Source organism: Nitratidesulfovibrio sp. SRB-5, assembly GCF_019931275.1.
Classification (GTDB): domain Bacteria; phylum Desulfobacterota; class Desulfovibrionia; order Desulfovibrionales; family Desulfovibrionaceae; genus Cupidesulfovibrio.
Map to the genome: position 1 here is coordinate 269,003 of NZ_JAIOTY010000002.1, position 20,483 is coordinate 289,485.

A 20,483-nucleotide genomic window follows, 5' to 3' on the forward strand; every position below is an offset into this window, starting at 1 on the left:
CTTCCCAACCAACCCCGCGCCTGCTATCCGTAAGCCATGAAGCTGGCGGTCATTTCCGACATTCACGGCAACCTCGGCGCGTTTAAGGCGGTGCTGGCAGACATGGACGCGCAGGGGGCCACCTGCGCCGTGTCGCTGGGCGACAACGTGGGCTACGGGCCGGACCCCGGCCCGGTGCTGCGCCTTGTGGCCAGTAGGCACATCCCTTCGGTGGCGGGCAACCACGAGATGGCCGTGGCCGACGCCCGCTGGCTGCGCGAGTTCAACAGCCAGTCGCGCGATGCCGCGCGCATGACCATGGACTGGCTGGACGACGACGAGGTGGAACTGGCCCGCGCCATGCCCCGCGTGCTGGTGCGCGATGGCTGCCGCTTCGTGCACGGCATGCCGCCCGATTCGCCCTTCACCTACCTGTACGAATTTCACGGCAAGCGGCTGGCCTCGGTATTCGACCGGTTTCCGGAGCCCATCTGCTTCGTGGGGCACACCCACGACCTTGAGCTGGTCCGGCGCGATGCCGACGGCGTGGTGGCCCGCGAGCCGCTGACAGAGGGTGCGCGCGTGTTGCCCGCCGGTGGGCGCTATCTGGTCAACGCGGGCAGCGTGGGCCAGCCGCGCGACGGCGACAACCGCGCCAAGTACCTGTTGTGGGAACCCGCCCCGCGCCGCCTGACGGTGCGCTTCGTCCCCTACGACGTGCAGGACGCCGCCCGGCGCTTCCGCGAGGCGGGGGTGAATGAGCGGTATGTGCTTCGCCTGCTGTAGGATGCAGCCAACGCCATGTTGAAGGAAACTTCACCCCGCCAGGTGGGCCGCGCCAACTTGAGCCGACCCAGCATGGGCCGCCCCGCCACGATGCGTCCGACCATGCCCTGCAACGTCCTGTCCCGCTCCCTGCCTCAGGGGCGCAGCCACTCCGGGGCCACTCCTGCGGGCGCGCCCGCTTTTTTGCCAATTCTCCCCCCGCGCGCCGCGCGCATTCCGTCCCAAGGATTTTCCCCATGCGCATAGGTCGTTACACGGTGTGCGGGCTGCTGGGCCGGGGCGGCATGGGTGCGGTGTACAAGGTGCGCCAGCCGGTCACGGGGCGCATCGCCGCGCTGAAGCTGCTGCGCCCCGCCGACACGCTGGCCGACCTGTCCGATATGGACGACCTGCGCCGCCGCTTCCTGCACGAGGCGCAGGTGATGGCCGCGCTGGACCACCCCCACGTGGCGGCGGTGTGGGATGTGGACGTGGCCCCGGCGGGCACGTTGCGCCTGCCCTCCGGCGACGACTTCTGCCCGCCGCCCGATGCATGGGACGGGGGAGAGGGGAACCCGCTCGTGGGGGCAGCGGGGGATGCGCGGGACGCGGACACCGCCGCCCCGGAGGACTGCGACCCGGAGCGTGACCGCGCCGCCCGCGTGGCCCGCTTCGGCGATCTGCCGTTCTTCGTCATGGAATACTACTGCCTGAACCTGGGGCTGCTGATCGGCGAAAGCTACCGGGTAGAGGCCCCCACCCGCCGCCTGCCGCTGCCGCGCGCCTGCCGCTACGCTGCGCAGACGCTGGACGCGCTGGCTCGCATGCATCACGCCGGGGTGATCCACCGCGACGTGAAGCCCTTCAACATCATGGTCACCGCCGAAGACGACGTGAAGCTCATTGACTTCGGCCTCTCGCGCTTGCGCGGCGAAGTGCAGCGCCTGCCGCGCGGGGTAAAGGTGGGTTCGCCGTACTACGCCGCGCCGGAGCAGGAACGCGACCCGGACGGGGTGGATGGCCGGGCCGACCTGTTTGCCGTGGGGGTGATGCTGTTCCGCATGCTGACCGGCGTGCTGCCCACGGACGAGGCCTTTGGCGGGCGCATCCCCCGCATCAGCAAACGCCACGCGGAACTGGACGCGGCGTGGGACGACTTTTTCGCGCGGGCCATGGCCCGCGACCCGGCGCAGCGCTTTGCGGACGCCCGGACCATGGCGGCGGAACTGGATGCGCTGGTGGCCGCGTGGCGTCAGCGGGTGGACGCGGTGTGCCTGCTGCCGGAAGGAGACGGCGCGCCGGGTGATGCTGGCGTGGCGGGCGATGCGGACAACGGGAATGATGCCACGCCCGATGGTGTGCGGGGCGCTGCGCATGGCAGCCTTTCGGATACGGCTGGCCGCGCGGCGGCGAACGTCATTGTGTCCGGACAGGCTCGCTCCACTCCGGTGAAAGTCATGCCCCGCCATGCCCGCGCCCTGTTCGGGCTGGACGAATTGTGGCGGCCCGCCGGGGTGTTCGCGGCGTCATCTCTTGCATCGGGTGCGGGCCGCAACGGCGGCCCGGAGTGCGGGCTGCTGCCGGGGCTTCCCGTGCCGAATCTGCCCGCCCCGGGCGCATCCTCCACTGGTTCCCGCAGGCCCGATGCCGCCACCTCCGGCGCATTCGCCGTGCGCGGCGGGACTGGCCCTGTTGCCTCTGACGCTTCCGGTTCCCCCGAACCCGCCGCCCCTGCCGATCTCCCCGCCAGCCCGATTGATCTTGCCGCGCTGGTGGCGTACCAACCGGCCACGGGGTTGCTGTGGCAGCGCGGCGGCAGCGAATGGGGCCTGAACCTGACCGAGGCCCGCGCCCACGTGGCCGAGCTGAACGCGGGGCGCTTCGCCGGGTTCGACGACTGGCGGCTGCCCACCGTGGACGAGGTGTGCACCTTGCTGGCCCCGCCGCCGGAAGGGGGCGGCCACTGCGTGCCCCCCGTGCTGGACCCGGTCCCCGACCCGCTGTGGACGGCGGACCGCAAGTCGTTCACGGCGGGGTGGTTCGTCAGCGCGTCCATGGGCTTTGTGGGCTGGCAGGACGACACCTGCCGGTTCCATGTCCGCGTGGTTCGCACGGTCCGGGATATCCGGTAGATTCGGTAGATTCGGGCGGTCCGGAGCGTGCGCGGCGACGTTTCGGGCTAGGTTCGGGCACGGGTCGCACCGGGGCACGGCCTCGGTGGCGCACGCCGGGCGTAGCGCGGACGTCTCCACCCAGCCCGTTCCCGGCCTTCATTCCGCCGCCCGACCTCAGCGTCCCGAACGCTGCGCTCGACTTCCCGCGCGCAATTGGCTCGCGCACAACCGGCCTGCGCACAACGCTTTTTCGTCCCTTACGGAATCCGGATGCACAACGAACACGACATGCCCGCCCTGGCGCCACAGAGCGATGCGACCGATATCGATTGTCGAGGCTGCGGCACCTGCTGCCGCAAGGGCGGGCCAGCCCTGCACGCGGAAGACCTTGCCCTGTTCCGTGCCGGGCATCTGGCGCCGGAGCATTGCCTGACCCTGCGCGCGGGCGAACTGGCCCGCGATCTGGACGGGCAACTGCGCCCGCTGGAGCGGGAACTGGTGAAGCTGCGCCCGCGCATGGCCGCTGGCAACGGCGACTGGACCTGCCTGTTCCTGAACCAGTCCGACAACCGGTGTGGCGTTTACGCCCATCGCCCCGCCGAATGCCGCGCGCTGCTGTGCCGCGATACCTGGGCCATCAAGACCCTGCATGCCGTGGACCGGGTGACCCGGCTGGACGTGCTGGCGGCATGGGCGGAAGGTGCGGCGGAACGCGCGGGAGCCGGTGCCAGCCGGGCCGATGTCGAACAGTCCGGTCCCGCCGATTCCGCCTGTCCGCCTGATTCCGCCGGTTTCCCCGATTCGGCAGTCCCTGCCGATCAGGCGGCTTCCGGCGGCTGCGCCGTCCCCGGCGTGCCGTGGGCCGACATTCTGGCCGCGCACGAGGAACGTTGTGGCTACGCGGTGCTGGCCGCCACGGGCGCGGCCCTGCAACGCGCGGCGGACAAGCTGCGCGCCCGCAACCCCGGCATGGCGCACCCGATGCCGCTTTCGGAAGACCCGGATGGACCGGACAGCCCGTCCCGTCTGACGAGCATGGCGGGCATGGCGGACATGGCCGAAGCAGCCCCTGCCGTCGCCACGTTCCTTGAAGCCGTGCGCTTCGACTTCGCCTTCCGGTCCATCGTGCGCGAACGCGCCGGAGTGGCCATGGAAGAACTGGACTTTCTGCTGGGGCGCACCCTTGCGGCCACGGCGGCCATGTACGGCGTGGCCGTGCGCATGACCGCGAATGGCCCGGAACTGGTGGTACTACCCGCCTCCGGCAACTAGGGCATTTTCCCTGCACGGGCACGGCGGCCATGCACCCGCCGCCCCCTTGCCCTGCGGCCCGCATCGCGGCATCATGCCGCACGCCCGGCGCGCCTGCCGGGCAGCCTTCGCAAAGGAGCCTGAAATGTACATCGTCACCGGCGGCGCGGGGTTCATCGGCAGCGCCATGGTCTGGAAGCTGAACCGCATGGGCATCGACGACATCATCGTCGTGGACAACCTGGCCACCACGGAAAAGTGGAAGAACCTCGTCAACCTGCGCTACGCGGACTACATCCACCGCGACGGGTTCATGGACATGGTCCTGCACGGCGACCTGCCGTGGGAAGTGGACGCCATCGTGCACATGGGAGCGTGCTCGTCCACCACCGAGCGCGACGCCGACTTCCTGATGGAAAACAACTTCCGCTACAGCCGCATGCTGTGCACGCTGGCCATGCAGACCGGCGCGCGCTTCGTCAACGCCAGCAGCGCCGCCACCTACGGCGACGGCACGCTGGGCTTTTCCGACGACGACGAACTGATGCCCCGCCTGAAGCCCCTGAACATGTACGGCTATTCCAAGCAGCTGTTCGACCTGTGGGCGCGGCGCGAAGGCGTGCTGGATTCCATCGCCAGCCTGAAGTTCTTCAACGTTTACGGGCCCAACGAATACCACAAGGACGACATGCGCAGCGTCATCTGCAAGTCGTTCCACAACGTGAACAACGCGGGCCGCATCACCCTGTTCCGCTCCAACCACCCGGACTACGCCGATGGCGGCCAGATGCGCGACTTCGTGTACGTGAAGGACTGCGTGGAGGTGATGTGGTGGCTGTTGCAGCACCCCGAGGTGGGCGGCGTGTTCAACGTGGGCACCGGCACCTCGCGCACCTGGAACGACCTGGCCCGCGCCGTGTTCGCGTCCATGGACCGCCAGCCGGTCATCGAATACATGGACATGCCCGCGCACCTTGCGGGCAAGTACCAGAACTACACCCAGGCCAGCATGGACAAGCTGCGCCGGGCCGGGTGCGACGTGCCGTTCCGGTCGCTGGAAGAGGGCGTGGACGACTACGTGCGCGGCTACCTGGCCACCGATGATCCGTACCTGAGCCCGGAAGCGTAGGGCGGATAGTCCCCACCCCCCCCAAAAAAAAGAAGACAGCGAAACGGGGCGGTCCGCGTGATGTGCGCGGTCCGCCCCGTTATACATGTGTCGTGTCTCGTTGGGGCGCGGGTTTCGTCTGCTCGCACTCCCAATCGCCCATCGTCCCTATCGCTACAGGATGCGGAACGACCGCTTGCCCCCCGCGTGCAGCACATGCACGGAACAGGCAATGCACGGGTCGAACGAATGCACTGTGCGCAGCAGTTCCACCGGGCGGTCGGGGTCCAGCACCGGGTTGCCCATCAGCGATTGCTCCACTGCGGACGGCTTGCCCTTGTCGCAGCGCGGGCCAAGGTTCCACGTGCTGGGCACCACCATCTGGTAGTTGGCGGTCTTGCCCTTTTCTATGCGTATCCAGTGCGAAAGCCCCCCGCGCGTCACCGCGCAGAAGCCCACGCCCTTGGCCTCGTCGGGCATGGTCCATTCCCTGTAGATTTCCACGGGACCGGCCTTGGCGCGGTCTTCAAGGTCGTTCAGCCAGCCCTGCACGCGGTTCATCAGGATGACGCTTTCCACCATGCGCGCCGCCGTGCGGCCCATGGTGGAGAACAGGTTCTCCTGCTTCAGCTTGCAGGCGGCAAGCCAGGCGTCCATGCGGGTGACGGTTTCCTGCTCGCCGCGTGAATAGGCGATCAGGCGGCGGGCCAGCGCCCCGGTTTCCACGGCCTCGCCCTTGTAGCGGGGGGCCTTGGACCACGAGTAGTGGCCGTTGGGGTCGTAGCCGGTGTAGTCCGGGTCGGTCACGCCGTCATAGGGGTGGGCGGGCGGACCCGGCTTGTACCAACCGCGCGACAGGTGTTCCTGGATCTGTGCGGGGTCCAGTTCCTCGGTCTTGCCGATGGCGTGGCCCCACAGCACCCCGCCCCGGAAGAACGGGTCCTTGCCGGTTTCCGGGTCGTGGAAGTCGGAGAAGTCCATGTAGTTGGTGGTGCGCCCGTACGCGGCCACCTCGGGGTAGCGGCGGCCCAGAATGGTCAGGTCGCCCAGGTAGTTGTGGTTGATGAAGGTGCGGCACTCCTCGTACAGGGCGCGGAATTCCGCCAGCCGTTCGGGGCGCAGGGCCTCGTAGCAGGTCACCCCGCCCACGCGCATGGTCTGCGAATGGGGGTTCTTGCCCGCAAAGATGGCCATGGCCCTGGCGATCTTCATCTGCACGCGCAAGGCTTCGATGTAGTTGGCGGCCACCACCAGGTTTTCTTCCGGCGACAGGCGGTAGGCCGGGTGCCCGCCCAGGAAGTAGGCGTTGTCCAGCCAGCCCAGTTGCCCGGCATCCACGAATTTCTTCAGCCTGCCGTGCACCACGAACAGGTCGCCGGGGGGGACGTCGCGACCGGAAACCTCTGACGCCAGCTTGGCCGCGGCCACCGGGTCGGCCTTCAGGGCGTTGGCCACGTCGCAGAAGTCCAGCGAATGCAGGTGGTAGAAGTGCACCAGATGGTCGTGCACGATGAGCGTGGCCAGAATCAGGTGGCGCACCAGTTCCGCCGCCGGGGGGGCCTTGAAGCCCATGGCGTTTTCCACGGCGCGAATGCTGGTGAGCGAGTGGGTGGTGGTGCACACGCCGCAGGCGCGCTGCACGTAGTTGTGCACGTCTTCCGGCGGGCGGCCCTTGACGATGATCTCCAGCCCCCGGAACAACTGGGTGCTGGACCACGCGTTGTCCACCACCCCGTTCCTGACCGAGACGTCGATCTTCAGGTGTCCCTCGATGCGGGTGACCGGGTCCACCACGATGCGGCCGGTATAGGCTTTGTCAGCCATGAAATGCCTCCTCAGGCGTCATCGCCCTTTTCGCGCACGTCGCGGTTGAAGGGGGCAAGCTGGTCCCAGAATCCGGGTTCGCTGCATCCGATGCAGGGCGCGCCCGAGCGCACCGGCCAGGTGGTCTGGTTGAACAGCGCGGTGGGACAGTTGTTGTAGGTCCACGGGCCACGGCACCCCAGCTTGTGCAGGCACCAGCCGTCGCGTGCCTGCTGCGACGAGAACGTGGGGGCGAATTCGCCCTTGTCGAAGTGGGGCCGCCGTTCGCACATGTCGTGCACGGTCTTGCCGTAGAACAGCCTGGGGCGGCCCGAGGTGTCGAGGTCGGGCAGGCCCTTGGTCAGCAGGTGCACCACCGTGCCCACGAAGTTCACGGGGTTGGGCGGGCAGCCGGGCAGGTTGATGGGCGCGATGCCCAGCGGTTTCAGCGCTGCGCCTACCCCGATGGCCCTGGACGGGTTGGGTGCCGCCGCCTGGATGCCCCCGTAGCTGGCGCAACTGCCCATGGCGATGACGCCCTTGGCCTTGCCCGCCACCTCGGTGAACAGTGACAACATGGTCTGCCCGCCCACCTGGCCGTACACCCCGCCGTCGCGGGTGGGGATGGCCCCTTCGATGACGCAGAAATAGCCGTCCGGGTTCCTGATGGCCTTTTGCAGCGCCGCGTGGGCGGCGTGCCCGGCGGCGGCCATGACCGTCTCGCAGTAGTCCAGCGAGACAACCTCCATGATCAGCACGTCGAAGTACGGGTCCACCAGACGCAGCAGCGCCTCGGTGCAGCCGGTGCATTCCGCGCCGTGCAGGTACACGACCGACGGTTTTTTCTTTCCTTCCAGCGCGCGGGCGATCTGCGCGCCCATGGAGGCCTCCAGCCCCATGGCCACGGCCACCATGCCGCAGAATTTCAGAAAGTCGCGCCGCGAGACGCCGCGTTCCTCGGCCTCTGCACGGCGCGCCACGAATTGGGCGAGAGCGTTCATTGGGCCTCCGTCTTCTTGTGGCAGCCACGGGTGCACGAGAGGGGGGGCATCTTTCCGGCCTCGCGCATCTTGCGGTGGCAGCCCAGGCAACTGTGGGTGCTGTCGTTGTGCCAGGCCATGTAGAACGACGAGGTTTCCGTGACCGTGGGCTTGTTGTGGCACTGGGTGCAGGGCAGGAACTGGCCGAGTGTCCTGTCCGACTCTTCGTGGTGGCACGAATCGCAGGAATTCAGCACGGCGTGCTTGCCGTGGGGAAAGGTGACCGCCTTTACCCATGCGGCCATGGGCTGGTTCTTTTCCGGCCGCTTGATGATGATCTCCTTGGGCACCTCGTACGCCAGCAGCGCCGTGGGCAGCAGGAGCAGGAGGAAAGCCGCCGCAAGACATCGGATACGGTGCATCGGGTTCGCCTCCCTGATGGGGGTTGTGGATGCTTGAACGTATTAACGAAGGCTATGGCGGCGAATGATAATCATGATGGGATACGAAATGGGAAAGCGTGCCACCGGGCGAGGCGGTGGAAGGTGCGGCTGAAGGGCCCGGTGCGACGGGCAGGGAGGTGGCCTGACGGGGTATGCGTGCGGCGGCCTTGGACGGGGGCGGAAACGCCGGACACTTCGGGCCGGACACTTCGGGCCGGACGCTTCGCGCCAGACATGTCGCGCCAGACATGTCGCGTCCGGCAAGTGTGTGGACGAAAGGAAAGGCCCGGCACCTTGACGGGTCGGGCCTTGGGGAGCGGAATGCGGGGAAAGGGCGCGGGGCAATAGGCGAGGGACGTTGCCGTGCTACTCCTCGGCCAGCAGGTCGGCCACGTCGTCGGGGTTTACGGGCACGGCCAGCATCAGCAGCAGGCCGTCCGGTTCTCGCCGGACGTGCAGCAGACAGCTCAGGTCGCGGGCCAGCTTGTAGCTGACGGCCAGCGGCTGCGGTCCCTGCTGGTCGCCGAAGGGCATCAGCGAAAGTTCCGCGTCGTGGGCCAGGGGCGATTCGGTGCGCAACAGCACCTCCACCAGCTGGCCACGGCCCGCGTCCCGGCAGCGCAGCACGGCTTCGCTGCCGGGCACGCCGTGTTCCACGGCCAGCCCCGCCATGCCCACCACGATCTGGGCCAGCAGGTCCGGGTCGGACTGCACGGGCGGCAGGCTGGCGGCGGCCTCCACCCGCAGTTCCACCCCCTTGCGCTGCAAGGGGGCGTGCAGCAGGTCCGCCGCAAAGTCCAGCACGGCGGCAAGGCTGCACGGGCGGGGCACGATGTCCACGGGGGCCAGGTACTGCTGCACCCGGTTGATCAGGGCTTCCAGGCGGGTGGCTTCTTCCAGCACCACTTCCGCCTCGTGGGCGTCCGGAAACTTGCGGTGCAGGGTGCGGGCAAAGCCAGCCAGCGCGAAGACCGGGTTGCGGAATTCGTGGGCTATCTCGTCCACCAGCGCGCCCAGGGTGTTCAGCTTTTCGCGCTGCACCAGCAGCCGTTCCAGAAACACCCGGCGCGAAAGGTCGATAAGCACCCCTTCGATGCGGCCCGGCATGCCGCGCGAAAGGTCGGGCGAGGCCACGGCGGTGGAGCGGGCCTGCACGAACAGGGGTATCCCGCGCGGGTTGATCATGCGGAATTCCAGCGAAAACGGGGTGCTGGCGGAAAACGCGCCGGAAAATGCACCGCGCACGCGCTCGCGGTCTTCGGGGAATACGTTGTCCATGAACCAGCCGGGTTCCAGCAGGGCCTGTTCCGGCGTCCAGCCCAGCACCGTGCGGCAGGCCTCGTTGATGAAGGTGAGCTCCAGCGTGTCGTCCAGGCTGAAGACCACCACCGGCAACCCCTGCACCAGTCCGGAATAGCGCGATTCCATGGCCGACAGCCGCTCGCGCAGGCGGCGGCGCTCCAGGCAGTTGCGCACCGTGAGCGCCAGCATGTTCATGTTCAGGATGGGCTTGGTGATGTAGTCCCATGCGCCCAGCTTGAAGGCGTTGATGGCATCGCCGATCTCGGCCCGGCCCGAAACCACCACCACCGGCACCTCGGGCGATTCCTGGGCCATGCGCTCCAGCACGGCATCGCCGGAAATGCCGGGAATGCCCAGGTCCAGCAGCACCACGTCGGGGCGTTGTTCACGCACGGCCCGCAGCGCCGAGATGCCGTCCTCGGCCTCCAGGACCAGGTAGCCTTCATCGGAAAGCCATCCGGCGATGGACTGGCGGATGACCGGATCGTCCTCCACCGACAGCACGCAGGCGGGGCGGCCATGCGGGTGGGCGGCGCCGGGCGGGGGAAATGACGGCGATCGGGGCGGCTGGGGCGGCTGCGAGGGAGGTGGACACATGGGGTCGGGCTCCTTGCGGCCGCGCGGCGCGGGGCGCGCGGGCAGGCGTTGCGGACACGGGTGGTGCCCGGCGGCACAGGGCTCGGGCATGGGCAGGGCCGAAACGCCGAGGCCCCGGTGCCTGCGCGGGGGTATTCCGCACAGAGTACCCCCGCGCAGGCACCGGGTAAAGGGGCTGAGCGGAATTGGCGGAAAGGACGGAAAGGCGGAAAGGGGCAAAAAGGCAAGCCGGGAACAGTCGCCTAGGCTTTTCGCTTGAACATCCGCTCCATCTCGCCGGGCGTGAAGGTGAGCACAGCCGGGCGGCCATGCGGGCAGAAGTCGCGCCCCGGCGTGGCCAGCCACTGGGCCACCAGTCCGGCGGCCTCGTCGGGCGTCAGGCGCTGCCCGGCCTTGATGGCGCCCTTGCAGGCCATCATGGCCCACAACGCATCCAGGCTGCTGGTGCGCCCGGCCACCGCCTCGCGCAGGAAGGCGGCGGCTTCGGAACGGTCCAGCAGGGCGGGCACGGCGCGGGCGCGCACCGTGGCGCCGGTGGTTTCCAGCGCAAAGCCCAGGGCTTCCAGATCCGGGCGCAGTTCGTGCAGCCGTTCCGCCTCCGCCGGATGCAGGGGCAGTTCCACGGGCAGGGCCAGGAATTGCCCGCCGCCCGCCGTGCCGCGCCGCCTGATGCGTTCGTGCAGCACGCATTCGTGGGCGGCGTGCTGGTCCACCAGCAACAGGGTGTCGCGGCCCCGGCGCAGCACCAGATAGGTGTCCGCGATCTGGCCGAGGTAGGTGTAGTCGCCGATGCGCACGCCGCCCTCGCGGGTGTCCTCTGGGATGAAGTCTGCCGGGAAGGACTGCGCGGTGGGGGCGTCCGCGTCGGTGAACGGGCGGGAGCCGTCGGCAAGCAGGCCGGGGGATGCGGCAAGGCTCGCTTCCTCGGCCACCAGCAGTGCGGGTGCCGGGCCGTCGCGGCGCGCGCCGGGCAGGCCGGGGCGGAAGTCGATGTGCGGGTCTGCGGAGCCCGAAGGTTCTGCGGGGTCGGAAGGATGGGTGGGGCCAGCGCCAGCCAAAGCACCGGAGCCGGATGGCCCGAACGGATCGGCTGTGGCGTGGCCCCCGTGCGGGATGTGCCCGGCGTCGTGAGCCCCATGGGAGTCATTGCCGGCAGGGGCCGCGTAGGGATCGTCCTCGCGCTGGCGCTTGTCGATGATCACGTCGCGGGCGTCGGCCTGCCCCCAGAAGCCCAGGGGGCGCGCCTCGCGCCGGGGTGCGTCCGGGGCGGAAGGATTGTTGCCGGCGGCGTGGGACTGGGGCGCTTGTCCGAATTGCCGGTGATCCACGGCCCGCCAGTCGCCCGGCTGCTGCCCCCCGACCGCGAACGGGTTCTGCCCCGGCAGCGCCCCCGCGGCCTCATCGCCCGCGCCCATGGCGGGCATGCGGTCCAGCGATTCGCCCAGCGCGCGCAGCACGGCCACGAACACGGCGCGCTCGTCGCGAAAGCGCACCTCGTTCTTGGCCGGGTGCACGTTCACGTCCACCTCTTCCGGGTCGATGTCCAGAAACAGCGCCAGTTGCGGGTATTCGCGGGCCAGCAGGCGGCCCTTGTACGCCTCGCGCACGGCTTTCAGCAGCAGCCGGTCGTTGACGGCGCGGCCATTGACGTACAGCAGCATGCGGTCGGGCCGGGGCTGCGCGCCGCGCGGGTCCGCCGTCAGGCCGTGCACCCGGATGCCGTCGGTCATGCGGTCGAAGGGGTGCAGGGTGTCCACCACCGCCGGGGGCCACAGCACGGCCAGCCGCCGGGCCAGGGTCTGCCCGGCGGGAAAGCGCAGCACCTCGCGCCCGCCCGCGGACAGGGTGAAGGCCACGTCGGGCCGGGTCAGGGCCAGCCGCGCGAACAGCTCCTGGGCGCGCTTCAGTTCGGTGGACTGGGTCTTCAGGAATTTCAGGCGCGCGGGCACGTTGGCGAACAGGTCGCGCACCTCGACGATGGTGCCCCGGTGCAGCGCCGCCGGACCGGCGGACATCACGTGGCCGTGCGCCACCTCTATGTAGGTGGCCTCGCCGGGGGTGCCATCTGGAGCCACCGGGGCGGAGGTCATGCGGAACCGCGACACCGAGGCAATGGAGGGCAGCGCCTCGCCCCGGAAGCCGAAGCTGCCGATGCGGGCCAGTTCCGCCAGGTTGGCCACCTTGCTGGTGGCGTGGCGGGTGACGGCCAGTTCCAGTTCTTCCGCCGGGATGCCGGTGCCGTCGTCGCGCACCATGATCAGCGACTGCCCGCCGTTGTCCAGTGCCACCTCCACGGTGGTGGCCCCGGCGTCCAGGCTGTTTTCCACCAGTTCCTTGACCACGCTGGCCGGGCGTTCCACCACCTCGCCCGCGGCAATCTGGTTGCGCAGATCGGTGGGCAGCACCTGGATGCGGCGGCGCGCGCCGTGCGCGGGGGAGGAGTGCGTGGTATCCGCAGTCGGGGACGTGGTGTTGTCGGAAACGGGGGAAGGGGCGGTGTCGTGGTCGTGCGTGTGCATGATTCATCTGTAGCCACTCGGGCGGGCAAGGTAAAGCGGCGGCGGGGACGCCTGCGCGGGAGGGGCTTTGGAGGGCCGGGCGGGGCCGGGCGGGGCCGGGTGGGGCCGGGCGGGCAGGTGGGGGCGGGGCGCGAATGACCCCGCATTGCGGGCGTTGGCTCCCGCGTCCGCACTGGCCGCATTCACCCTTGCGCTGTTCATCCTGTCTATGCCCGCCCGACCCGTGTTCGCCTTTGCCCGTGTCGGCATTGGTGGCCACCTGCGTGACGCCACGCCTGCATTTGCCCGGATGATAGTTGGTGACACCCCCGCGTGCCCGGCGGTAGATTGGTGCCATGCAGCCACTTCTTCAGTTCGACGACATGTCGTTCGCGTATGCGTCCGGCACGACAGGGGATGGTGCGGCCAAGCCGGGCGCGGGAAACGCTGATCCGTCGGCTCGGCCCGCCGGGGCATCGGTCCGGCCATCCACCGTCGCGCCTGCCGGTTCCGGCGTGCCCGCGCACCCCGGCCTTGCCCACGTGAACCTTGGGGTGCACCCCGGCGATTTCGTCATGCTCACCGGGCCGTCGGGCGCGGGCAAATCCACCCTGCTGCGGCTTGCCGTGCGGCTGGAAGAGGCCGACGCCGGGGTGGTCCGATGTGGTGGCCGACCGGTGGCGGACATTCCACCGGCGGAGTTGCGCCGCACCCTGGGCTTCGTGCAGCAGACCCCCACGGTGGGCGAGGGCACGGTGCGCGACAACCTGCTGCTGCCGTTCACCTTTGCGGCCAACAAGGGGCTGACCCCGCCCGACGATGCGGAACTGGCCGGGTGGCTGACCCGCTTTCGGATGGCCGGGGTGGGGCTGGACGCCACGGCGGCGGCGTTGAGCGTGGGCCAGCGCCAGCGGGTGTGCATCATTCGTACGATGCTGCTGCGGCCCGCCGCCCTGCTGATGGACGAACCCACCAGCGCGCTGGACCCGGAAAGCAGCGCGGTGGTGGAAGCCCTGACCGAGGAACTGAACGAGGACGGGGTGACCGTGCTCATGGTCACCCACGGGGCCTACCGCCCGGCGCGCCGCCCCTGGCGCGACGTGCGCGTGCAGGATGGCGGGGTGCGCGAAGTGGCGGTGGGCCATCCCGCTAACGCCGCCGCAGGCATGGTGGCCGGGGGTGCCGCATGAACGATCCGCTGGGCATGGCCTACATCCAGATCGGCCCGGGGCAACTGGCCGTGGCCGTGGTGTTCGTGCTGCTGGCGGGCGCGCTGTCGCTGGTGCACCACCTGAAGCTGGAACGCGACCTGGCCATCGGCACGCTGCGCACCTTTGCCCAGTTGTTCGCCATGGGCTACCTGCTGCGCATCCTGTTCGGCCTGCAATCGGCGCTGCTGGTGGTGGGCATGTACATGGCCATGACCTGGTTCGCGGCGCGCATCGTCAAGGGGCGGGTGCGCGAGAAGAGCGTGGACTACTTCATGCCCACCCTGCTGGCGGTGCAGGTGACCTTCTTTCTGGTCACCTTCGTGGTCACGGGGCTGATCATCGGGGCCAGGCCGTGGTGGGAGCCGCAGTACTTCATCCCCATCGGGGGCATGGTGGCGGGCAATTCCATGAACGCGCTGGCCGTGGCGCTGGACCGGCTGTTCTCCGACCTGCGCGCCCACCGGGCAGAGGTGGAAATGCGCCTGTGCCTTGGCGCGGACCGGGACGAGGCCAGCGCCGACATCTTTCGCGGGGCGCTGCGCGCGGGCATGATTCCGTCCGTCAATTCCATGATGGGCGTGGGGCTGGTGTCCATACCCGGCATGATGACCGGCCAGATCATGGCCGGGGCGGATCCGGCGGACGCCGTGCGCTACCAGATAGTGGTCATGCTGATGATCGTGGCCTCCACGGCGCTGGCCACTTTTATCGTGTTGCACCTTGTCCGAAAGCGTTGCTTCGGGCGCGCGCATAACTTACTGTTGAAGGCATAGCCCATGGAACAGACGGACGGCCCGTCAGGTGACGGTGCGGTGACGGTTACGGCCAGTCATTCGCAGTGCCGAACGCCCGCCATGGATCGCTGCACGGGAACAATCGGGAGGATGAACGACCAACGATTCCGCGACCATCAAAAGGTTCGGCACGAGCCGGGCACAAGCCAGGGAGGAACGCCATGCGCCAGATTGACCGCATTGATCGCGTTGTTGAGCGGCAGCCCCACGTGCCATCGCAGCCGAAAGGCTATGACCCTGAATTGATGTTTGTGGAATGCGCCCGTTGCGGCAGGCCGGTAATGTGGGAGCATGGCCGCGCAACCGTTGTACTGCATGGCGTGGGCGTCAACGCCGCCGACATTGACGAGCACTGCATGATCGTCACCGACGGCTGCGCGCACTGCCACCCGGAAGAAGACGAGTATCGCCTGAAGGTCATTCGCCTTAGTGAGATCGTGTACCGCGACCTGCTGCGTGACGGGGAGCCCATGGGCAACGCCTGACGGGCGAGCCAGGGCGCGCACGGCAGGCACGAATACCCGCCCGCGCAATGACCGGACACGAGAGCGCCGGATTCGAGCAGGCCGGACACCGGAGTGTCGGCCACCAGAGGTTTTGACGGGTTCGCAACCCCTCCCGGTTGCCCCACGGCAAGGGACGATTCCTTTCCGAACTTTTCCGAAACGGACCAAACGCATGACGGCCGCGTCCCGATGGGGCGCGGCCGTCGTTGTGTCGGGGGGTATGCGGGCTACGCGCCTGCGGCCTTGCCCGGCCCGGCGGCGCGCAGGGCGCTTTCCACCATGAACGCCGAGCGGCTCATGCCGCGCGCCTTGGCCGCGCGGTCGATGGTGTTGCGGATGTGCACGGGCATGGTGATGTTTACGGGAACCGACGTCGTATCCAGGAAGGACAGGTCGATATTCACCAGCAGCACGGCACCGTCGCGGGCATCCTCACTGCCGAGCACCGCATCGATCGGGGAGGGGGCAGGGGCCACGGCGTCGCGCTCCCCTTCGAAATGCAGTTCCACGGCCTCCTGCGCGTTGGTCAGGGCTTCTTCCAGAGTATCTCCCGCCGTGAAGCAGCCGGGAAAGTCGGGCAGGATCACGCCGTAGGCGCTGTCCGCATCCTTGTGGACGATGACCGGATAGAGCACGGTACTCACCTCTTGTTGTCCGTTGCGGCACGCAGCGGTACGCCGGACTGTCGTTCGATGCTGCACAGGGTGCCCAGGGGCAGATCCTTCTTGGGGTCGGGGACGATGGCCATACGCCCGTCGGGATGGCGCAACTTGAGGTGGCTGCCCCGCTTTCCCACTTCTTCGAACCCGGCGGCGCGAAGGCACCTGATGACGTCCCTGCTGTGCATGTACTCATAATGCGCATGGTACGCATCAGGGTCAAGAAAAAAGGATGCGCATGGTACGCATCCTTTCAGGTGCAAGGTTGGTGATTCGCTCGGGGATGATGGAAACAGGCTACTTCCGGTACCGGGCTTCCAGTTCTTCCCCGGCCCTTTCGGCGTCGGCCTTCATCTTGGCGCGGGCGGCGGCAAGGCGCTGCGACAGGGCCGGATCGGCCAGGGCCAGGATTTGCGCGGCCAGCCAGGCGGCGTTGCGCGCGCCTGCCTTGTCCAGCGCCACCGTGGCCACCGGAAAGCCGGGGGGCATCTGCACCGTGGCCAGCAGGGCGTCCATGCCGCCAAGGGCCGACGCCGCCACGGGAATGCCGATGACCGGCTTCTGGGTGCGCGCGGCCACGGCCCCGGCCAGGTGGGCGGCCATGCCCGCCGCGCAGATGAACACCTGGCAGCCTTCGGCTTCCAGCTTGGTCACCAGGTTTTCCGTACGTTCCGGGGTGCGGTGGGCGGAGCTGACGGTGAACAGGTAGGAAATGCCCAGGCTGTCGAGCACTTCGGTGCACGGGCGTACGGTGTCCTCGTCCGAGGCAGAGCCCATGAAAACGGCAACCTTGGTCATGCTGATCTCCTGTTGTCGATAAGGGTTCGGTAACCGGGCGTTGCGTGCCGCCGTGAACCGGTTCAATCCGGACTGGTATCTGCTGGACGGCGTGGCGGAACGCGCGGGCAGTGCCGAAAACGTCGTGCGTGGCCCATGCCGCTCCGTGCCAATCCATGCCGACCCGTTCAGGTTCGGTCGGGTTCGGTCATGCCCGGCTGGCCCGGCTGCTTCGGTCGAAGCCATCAGGACCGTTCGGGACTGGGTTCGATCAATCGTGGCCGGGAACGGCAAGCCGCCACCCGGCCCTTTCTTGCAGATGTATCCGCGCGCGGGGCTACGCCCCGCGCTTCAGGCCCTTGGCACCGATGTCGCTGCGGTAGTGGGCGTTGTCCATGCGCACCCGGGAGACGGCCTTGTACGCCAGCGCCTGTGCGTCGGCCAGGGTGTCACCCAGGGCGGTGACGCACAGCACGCGCCCGCCGCGCGACACGGAAGCGCCGTCGCGCTGCTCGGTGCCCGCCTGGAACACCTTCACCGGGCCCAGCGCCTCGGCATCCTCGATGCCGGAAATGGTCATGCCCTTGACATAGCTGCCGGGGTAGCCCTTGGCCGCCATGACCACGCCCAAGGCGGTTTCGCGCTTCAGGGGCAGGGTGGTTTCATGCAGGCGGCCCTGCGCGCCCGCCACCATGATGGCGGCAAGGTCGCCGTCAAGGCGCATCAGCAGCGGCTGGCATTCCGGGTCGCCGAAGCGGGTGTTGAATTCCAGCACCATGGGGCCTTCGGCGGTCATCATCAGGCCCGCGTACAGCACCCCGGTGAAGGGATGGCCGCGCTTGATCAGTTCGCGCAGCACGGGGCGGATCACGAGGTCGATCATTTCCTCGTAGCGCGTTTCGGGCAGCACCGGGGCGGGGCTGTATGCGCCCATGCCGCCGGTGTTGGGGCCTTCGTCGTTGTCGAACACGGCCTTGTGGTCCTGCGCGGAGGGCAGCGGAAGAACCGTTTCACCGTCGCACAGGCACAGGAAGGAGGCTTCCTCGCCCGCCAGCGCGCTTTCCACCACCACACGGGCGCCCGCGTCGCCAAAGGCGCGCCTGACCATCATGTCGTCCACGGCTTCCAGCGCCTCGTCCACGGTGCGGGCCACAACCACGCCCTTGCCGGCGGCAAGGCCGTCGGCCTTGACCACCACGGGCGCGCCGTTTTGGCGGATGTACGCGCGGGCCGCATCGGCAGTGTCGAACACGCCGAAGGCGGCGGTGGGCACGCCCGCCGCGCGCATCACTTCCTTGGCGAAGGCCTTGCTGCCTTCCAGTTGCGCGCCGTAGGCGTCGGGGCCGAAGCAGGGCACGCCCGCAGCGACCATGGCGTCCTTGATGCCCAGCACCAGCGGCAGTTCCGGACCGGGCACCACGAGGTCGATCTTTTCGTCCAGCGCAAAGCGCACCAGCGCGGGCAGGTCGCCGTCGGAAATGGACACGTTGGTGCCTTCAAGGGCGGTGCCGCCGTTGCCGGGCGCGATGAAGATGTCCTTGACGAGGGGGCTCTGGCGCAGCTTCCAGGCCAGGGCGTGTTCACGCCCGCCGGATCCGACGATGAGTATCCGCACTGTGGGCCTCCTGATGCGGCAAGGGGTGATGATGCGGGGGCCGCACGGCGGCTGGCCGGGGTTTTCCCCCGCGAGGATTCGTGGTAGCTCTCTGGTGCGCCCCGGATTGTATACAATATGCGGGCGCCGCGCGATGCCGTGTTCCGAGGTCATGGTGACCGGCTGTGACCGGCTGTGACAGGCGGTTGCGGTGCCGGTGCGCACAGGCCACCGCGCCGCGCCTCGCCGCGCCTCGTCGTGTCTCGCCGGGGCGCAGCCTGCGGCAAATCACCGGCGGCTTTCCGGTGGGTTGTCGATGTCCCCCCGCAAGGAGGACTGGCCGGTGCGTTGCGTGGGCCTCAGATACAGGCTTTTGCGCCGCCGCACAAGCCGCGCGCCCGCCGTCAGCACGCTCCGGGGCCCATCCAGAACATGTCCGGCGTCTGTTGAGAGCAGGTCCGTCGCATGCCCGGAACACGGCCCCATGCCCGACCGGTTTGCTGTCTGGCGCAATGCGCTGTCTGGCCCGATTCGACCGGGTCCCGTTTTCGTGTCGCGTCCATTATTCCGCCGTCCCCAGGAGTCCGCTTCCATGTCGCAGTATCGCTTCTTGCCCCATCTCGACCCCGAAACCCTGCACCGCGTGCAGACCGAGGGCCTGCGCTGGACCGTGCGCCACGCCTACGCCAACAGCCCGGCCTACAAGGCCAAGTTCGACGCGGCGGGCGTGCACCCCGACGACATCCGCACCCTCGACGACATCGTGCGCCTGCCCACCGCCAGCGTGGAAGACTTGCGCGAGGGCTACCCCCTGCCGCTGCTGTCCGTGCCGGAAAGCGACGTGGTGCGCATCCACGCCTCGTCGGGCACCACGGGCAAGCGCAAGATCCTGGCCTATACCCAGAACGACGTGGACACCTTTGCGCTGCAAATGGCCCGTTGCTATGAACTGGCGGGCCTTACCCGCGAAGACCGCGTGCAGATCGCCGTGGGGTACGGCCTGTGGACGGCGGGGGCCGGGTTCCAGCTGGGGTCCGAGAAGTTCGGCGCGCTCACCGTGCCGGTGGGGCCGGGCAACCTGGAAATGCAGTTGCAGCTGCTGGTGGACATGGGCGTGACCTGCCTGGGGTCCACGGCCTCCATGGCCCTGCTGATGGCCGAGGAAGTGGAACGCAACGGCCTGCTGGACAAGGTGAAGCTGCGCAAGGTGATATTCGGCGCAGAAACGCACAGCCCGCGCATGCGCGCCACCTTCGAGCAGAAGCTGGGCCTGACGGGCAGCTACGACATCGCGGGCATGACCGAAATGTACGGCCCCGGCACCGGGCTGGAATGCGACGCCCGAGAGGGCCTGCACTACTGGGCCGACCTGTTCATCATCGAAATCCTGGACCCGGCCACCCTGCAACCGGTGGCCCCCGGCGAGGTGGGCGAGATGGTGGTCACCTCGCTGCGCAAGGAAGCATCCCCGCTGGTGCGCTACCGCACCCGCGACCTGACGCGCATGCTGCCCGGCCAGTGTTCGTGCGGACGGTGCATCCCCCGGCACGACCACATCCTGGGCCGCTCGGACGACATGATCATCTTCCGGGGTGTGAACATCTACCCCGGCCAGATAGCGGACGTGCTGCACGAATTTCCGGCGCTGGGGTCCGAGTACCACATCCAGCTCACCCGCACCGATGGCCGCGACGCCATGCTGTTGCAGGTGGAACGGCAGGAAGGCACCACGGCGGACGCCGACGCGGGTCTGGCGCGCGAGGTGGGCGACCGCCTGCACAGGAAGCTGATGGCCCGCGTGGCCGTGCAGATGGTGGACCCCGGCGTGCTGCCGCGTTCGTTCGGCAAGTCCAAGCGGGTGACCGATCTGCGCATGGCTGACGGGTAGGGCTTGTTACGCTGTGGTCCTTTTGTCCTCTGCCTGACCGACCCGAAGGGCGCGCTGCGGTCGCCATCCGTAATGCTCACAAGTTCGCATGACGGTTGCCGCATCCTCCCGTCATAAAAATCATTCTTCCTTGGCAGAGGGCAAAAACCCTCTCAGCGTGAACAGGCCCTTTTGGAGTGGCCGACACTAACACACCGTCTTGCAAAGGCATTGA

Annotated in this window: 17 protein-coding genes; 8 read left to right on the forward strand and 9 right to left on the reverse strand. The window is 68.5% G+C overall.

The window, feature by feature from the left end:
- Nucleotides 1-36: 36 nt before the first annotated feature.
- The 4 genes from K6142_RS08610 (at nt 37) to rfaD (ending at nt 5,238) form a co-directional block, all read left to right on the forward strand.
- Nucleotides 37-765 (forward strand): metallophosphoesterase family protein, encoded by a 729-nt coding sequence (locus K6142_RS08610; RefSeq protein WP_012612858.1) that lies wholly within the window; start codon nt 37-39, stop codon nt 763-765.
- A 236-nt stretch (nt 766-1,001) separates the two neighbouring features.
- Nucleotides 1,002-2,876, forward strand: a complete 1,875-nt coding sequence (locus K6142_RS08615; RefSeq protein ID WP_190244731.1) for a protein kinase domain-containing protein — start codon at nt 1,002-1,004, stop codon at nt 2,874-2,876.
- Between the two features lie 252 nt (nt 2,877-3,128).
- Nucleotides 3,129-4,130, forward strand: coding sequence for a YkgJ family cysteine cluster protein (locus K6142_RS08620; RefSeq protein ID WP_190244732.1), 1,002 nt, complete (start codon nt 3,129-3,131; stop codon nt 4,128-4,130).
- A 124-nt stretch (nt 4,131-4,254) separates the two neighbouring features.
- The gene (rfaD, locus tag K6142_RS08625) at nt 4,255-5,238 is read left to right on the forward strand and encodes an ADP-glyceromanno-heptose 6-epimerase (protein WP_012612855.1); all 984 of its coding nucleotides are present in this window, start codon (nt 4,255-4,257) and stop codon (nt 5,236-5,238) included.
- A 153-nt stretch (nt 5,239-5,391) separates the two neighbouring features.
- Here rfaD and K6142_RS08630 read toward each other — a convergent pair whose 3' ends face one another.
- From K6142_RS08630 to mutL, 5 genes are all read right to left on the reverse strand, one after another.
- A complete protein-coding gene (locus tag K6142_RS08630) occupies nt 5,392-7,041 on the reverse strand; it encodes a nickel-dependent hydrogenase large subunit (RefSeq protein WP_190244733.1) in 1,650 nt (549 codons plus the stop codon).
- A gap of 11 nt (nt 7,042-7,052) precedes the next feature.
- Entirely contained in the window at nt 7,053-8,021 is a 969-nt protein-coding gene (locus tag K6142_RS08635; RefSeq protein WP_190244734.1) for a hydrogenase small subunit, read from the reverse strand.
- The gene (locus K6142_RS08640) at nt 8,018-8,422 is read right to left on the reverse strand and encodes a cytochrome c3 family protein (protein ID WP_190244735.1); all 405 of its coding nucleotides are present in this window, start codon (nt 8,420-8,422) and stop codon (nt 8,018-8,020) included. Before K6142_RS08640 ends, K6142_RS08635 begins: the two co-directional genes overlap by 4 nt.
- Before the next feature lie 387 nt (nt 8,423-8,809).
- Entirely contained in the window at nt 8,810-10,342 is a 1,533-nt protein-coding gene (locus tag K6142_RS08645) for a response regulator (RefSeq protein ID WP_190244736.1), read from the reverse strand.
- Nucleotides 10,343-10,584: 242 nt separating this feature from the next.
- The gene (gene mutL / locus K6142_RS08650; RefSeq protein ID WP_190244737.1) at nt 10,585-12,861 is read right to left on the reverse strand and encodes a DNA mismatch repair endonuclease MutL; all 2,277 of its coding nucleotides are present in this window, start codon (nt 12,859-12,861) and stop codon (nt 10,585-10,587) included.
- A gap of 335 nt (nt 12,862-13,196) precedes the next feature.
- On the opposite strand from mutL, the gene K6142_RS08655 reads away from it, so the two are divergent.
- From K6142_RS08655 to K6142_RS08665, 3 genes are all read left to right on the forward strand, one after another.
- Nucleotides 13,197-14,030: an ATP-binding cassette domain-containing protein gene (locus tag K6142_RS08655; protein ID WP_190244738.1), complete on the forward strand. Its 834-nt coding sequence runs from the start codon at nt 13,197-13,199 to the stop codon at nt 14,028-14,030.
- Nucleotides 14,027-14,824, forward strand: a complete 798-nt coding sequence (locus K6142_RS08660) for an ABC transporter permease (protein WP_190244739.1) — start codon at nt 14,027-14,029, stop codon at nt 14,822-14,824. The genes K6142_RS08655 and K6142_RS08660 overlap by 4 nt, the downstream gene beginning before the upstream one ends.
- Before the next feature lie 182 nt (nt 14,825-15,006).
- Nucleotides 15,007-15,330, forward strand: a complete 324-nt coding sequence (locus K6142_RS08665; protein WP_190244740.1) for a hypothetical protein — start codon at nt 15,007-15,009, stop codon at nt 15,328-15,330.
- Nucleotides 15,331-15,578: 248 nt separating this feature from the next.
- Here K6142_RS08665 and K6142_RS08670 read toward each other — a convergent pair whose 3' ends face one another.
- From K6142_RS08670 to purD, 4 genes are all read right to left on the reverse strand, one after another.
- On the reverse strand, nt 15,579-15,995 hold the full coding sequence (locus K6142_RS08670) for a type II toxin-antitoxin system HicB family antitoxin (RefSeq protein ID WP_223290333.1): 417 nt from the start codon (nt 15,993-15,995) through the stop codon (nt 15,579-15,581).
- Nucleotides 15,992-16,198, reverse strand: coding sequence for a type II toxin-antitoxin system HicA family toxin (locus tag K6142_RS08675; protein ID WP_190244741.1), 207 nt, complete (start codon nt 16,196-16,198; stop codon nt 15,992-15,994). Before K6142_RS08675 ends, K6142_RS08670 begins: the two co-directional genes overlap by 4 nt.
- 109 nt (nt 16,199-16,307) lie before the next feature.
- Entirely contained in the window at nt 16,308-16,808 is a 501-nt protein-coding gene (purE, locus tag K6142_RS08680) for a 5-(carboxyamino)imidazole ribonucleotide mutase (RefSeq protein WP_190244742.1), read from the reverse strand.
- Between the two features lie 316 nt (nt 16,809-17,124).
- Nucleotides 17,125-18,402 (reverse strand): phosphoribosylamine--glycine ligase, encoded by a 1,278-nt coding sequence (gene purD, locus K6142_RS08685; RefSeq protein ID WP_190244743.1) that lies wholly within the window; start codon nt 18,400-18,402, stop codon nt 17,125-17,127.
- A gap of 571 nt (nt 18,403-18,973) precedes the next feature.
- Between purD and K6142_RS08690 the strand changes: the two genes are divergently transcribed.
- Nucleotides 18,974-20,269, forward strand: coding sequence for a phenylacetate--CoA ligase (locus K6142_RS08690; protein WP_190244744.1), 1,296 nt, complete (start codon nt 18,974-18,976; stop codon nt 20,267-20,269).
- Nucleotides 20,270-20,483: the final 214 nt, after the last annotated feature.